The following is a 3,222-nucleotide window of genomic DNA, read 5'->3' on the forward strand; positions in this document are numbered from 1 at the left end:
CGCAACCACCACCAAACCATCGTCATGGTCACCCACGACCCCGTCGCCGCCAGCTACGCCGACCGCGTCATCTTCCTCGCCGACGGCGGCATCGTGGAGGAACTGGCCGACCCCACCGCCGAGGCGGTCCTGGACACGCTGAAGCACCTGGACGTCCTGGCGCACCAGCCCGAGGTGGCGTGATGCTGCGCGCCACGCTGAAGAGCCTGCTCTCGCGCAAGCTCCGGCTGGTCCTCTCCGGCTTCGCGATCATCCTCGGGGTGATGTTCGTGGCCAGCGCCTTTGTCCTCACGGACAGTCTGGGCGGCCGGTTCGAGCAACTGTTCCAGACCATCAACAAGGACGTCGCGGTACAGGTACAGGCCAACGACGAGTCCCGTGAGCAGGCGACCCCGCCGCTGTTGACCGAGGCGGACCTGGACCGGCTGACCGAGGTCGACGGCGTCCGCGCGATCGTCGGCGACGCCAGTTCGGACGGGCTGACCCCGTTCCGCAAGGAGAACGGCAAGGCGCTCCCGCCCGGGGCGCCGCACCTCGGGGTCGGGCTGGGCAGCGACGACTTCGTCGCGGAGAGTCTGCTGAGGGTGGTCGAGGGCCGGGCCGCCCAGGCGGACAGCGAGGTGACGCTGACCCGGTACACCGCCGAGCAGACCGGGCACAAGATTGGCGACCGGATCAAGATCTACGTACCCCGGAGCGCCACCAGCCCGGAGTGGACCGTGGTCGGCCTGCTCGAATACTCCGGCGGTCGGGCGACGCTCGGCGGGGAGACGATGGTCGGCTTCACCGTGCCGGAGGCCCAACGCCTGTTCTACGGGACCACCGGGGTGTTCGGCGCGGCGCAGCTCCAGGCCGATCCGGGGGTGTCGCAGGAGACCCTGAAGCAGCGGGTCGCCTCGGCGATGCCGGCCGGCTTCGAGGCGCTGACCGGCGAGGAGGCGGCCGAGGAGCAGTCGTCCGCTTTGAAGCAGTTGCTCACCTTCGTCAACTGGTTCTTCCTCGGCTTCGCACTGATCGCGCTGCTGGTCGGAATGTTCCTGATCTTCAACACCTTCAACATCATCATCGCCCAGCGTTCCCGCGAGCTGGCCCTGCTGCGCGCCCTCGGGGCGAGTTGGCGGCAGGTGACCGGCAGCGTGCTGGTCGAGGCGGTGGTGGTAGGCGTGATCGCGTCCACCCTGGGTCTGGGTGCCGGGATCGGGGTGGCGGCCGGTCTGCAGGCGCTCGTCTCGGCCAGCGGCTTCCCGTTGCCCGAGGGTGGTCTCACCGTCAGCGTCACCGCCATCGTGGCGTCGTACCTGGTCGGTGTGGTGATGACGGTGATCGCCGCACTGATCCCGGCGATCCGGGCCGCCGGGGTGCCACCGATCGCGGCCATGCGCGACGTGGTACGGCCGGACAAGTCACTGCGTGGCCTCACCATCACCGGCGGGGTGGTCACCGCTCTCGCCGTACTGCTGCTCGTGGTCGGGGTGGTCGGCGTGGAGGGGCTGACCGCCGCCGCGCTCGGCGTCGGCGTACTGCTCGCGGTGGTCGGCGTGGCGCTGCTCTCGCCGGCCCTCACCCGCCCGGTCGCCGGTACGCTCGGCCGCCTGGTCACCTGGGGTACGGCGACCGGGATCGGCCGGCGCAACACGCTGCGCAACCCGCGCCGCACGGCGGTGACCGCCGCCGCGTTGATGGTCGGCGTGACCCTGGTCAGCGCGGTCAGCGTGATCGGCGCCTCGCTGAAGGCGAGCGTGACCGACCTGGTGGAGAACAACCTGAGCGCCGCCGTCATCGTGACCACCGCCCTGGTCGCGCCGCCGAGCGGTAAGGAGGGCTTCGACCCGGCCCGGTTGGAGCGGGCGGCGCAGATCCCGGGCGTGACCAGGACCCTGTCCACCCACGCGACGGTGGTCGACCTGGACGGCACCCCGAACTCCTTCATCCTCGCCACCAACCTGCCGACCGCCCAGGCGATGCTCGCGCTCGACGAACAGGACGGCACCCTGACCCCGACCGGGGAGAACGAGGCGATCGTCGACGACGGCACGGCGGAGACTAAGGGCTGGCGGGTCGGCAGCACCTTCGTGGTGGACATGCCGGTCGGTGGCGAACGGACGTACACGGTCGCCGGGATCTACCAGCGCACACCGGTGGCCAGCGGCGTGATGATGCCCGAGTCGCAGGTGCGGTACTTCGCCGGGCCACTGGCCCTGCAGGGATTTGTCCAGGTCGCCGACGGCGCCGACATCTCGGCGGTCACCCGCCAGATCGAGACGCTGATGGCCGACTATCCGCTGGTCAGCGTCGTCGACCAGGCCACCTTCATCGGCCAGCAGACGGCGGCGGTGGACCAGCTCCTGGCGATCTTCTACGTGCTGCTCGCGCTCGCGGTGCTGGTGGCGTTCCTCGGCATCGTGAACACCCTGGTGCTGAGCATCTACGAGCGGACCCGTGAACTGGGTCTGCTCCGGGCGGTGGGGATGAACCGCCGTCAGGTCCGCCGGATGGTACGGGTGGAGTCCCTGCTGATGGCGGTCTTCGGCTGCCTGCTCGGGGTCGGGCTCGGGGTCGCGCTCGGGGTGACCGTCACCGAGGTGCTGCGCAACGCGGAGGCGATCACCATGGTCGCGCTCCCGTACGGGCAGCTCGTCGGCTTTGTCGTCGCCGCCGCGCTGGCCGGCGTGGTGGCCGCGTGGTGGCCGGCATGGCGGGCGTCCCGGCTGAACGTGCTGGACGCGATCTCCTACGAGTAACCAACCGGCCGCTCGACGCGGTGGCCGAACACGATGGGGCGGGGTGGGCTCACGCGGAGCCCACCCCGCTTTCGTGCCCGATCGTCCCCGGTGCGCATTGGGAAAGCAGTGGAGATCCGGTCAAACTGACACATCGGACGCGTAGATGCGGAAAAATCCGATGCGGGTCACCGTCGGCGTGGGCCCAGTAGTCAGGGGCAACCCTGAGTGGGTATCCGGGCCGACCCGCAGCGGAATATCCGCGCCTGCTCCACCTCCGGGTGGACGAGTCGGGCGGTGGCGGCACCGAAGATGGAAACTGCCGGCCGGACCACGTGCCCCGGCCGGACCAGACCATTCTGTTAAGGAGAATTCGAGTGACCGCGACGATAGACCAGAACACACAGGCGGCGGCGCGTGCCAGTGACGTATGGAAGGTATACGGCAGCGGCGAAGCACAGGTCATCGCACTACGCGGAGTCACCGCAGAATTCGAACAAGG

The 3,222-nt window shown here is 69.6% G+C and carries 1 protein-coding gene and 2 pseudogenes; all 3 read left to right on the top strand.

The genetic code is table 11. From position 1 onward, the window contains the following. Window positions 1-183, top strand: a pseudogene (locus tag ACI2K4_RS36220) (ABC transporter ATP-binding protein); the annotation flags it as partial. Further along, the gene (locus ACI2K4_RS36225; RefSeq protein ID WP_404517625.1) at window positions 183-2,741 is read left to right on the top strand and encodes an ABC transporter permease; all 2,559 of its coding nucleotides are present in this window, start codon (window positions 183-185) and stop codon (window positions 2,739-2,741) included. The pseudogene ACI2K4_RS36220 and the gene ACI2K4_RS36225, both read left to right, overlap by 1 nt. A 356-nt stretch (window positions 2,742-3,097) precedes the next feature. Further along, window positions 3,098-3,222, top strand: a pseudogene (locus tag ACI2K4_RS36230) (ABC transporter ATP-binding protein); the annotation flags it as partial.

Origin of the sequence: Micromonospora sp. NPDC050397, assembly GCF_044901685.1 — a bacterium.
Lineage (GTDB): Bacteria > Actinomycetota > Actinomycetes > Mycobacteriales > Micromonosporaceae > Micromonospora_G.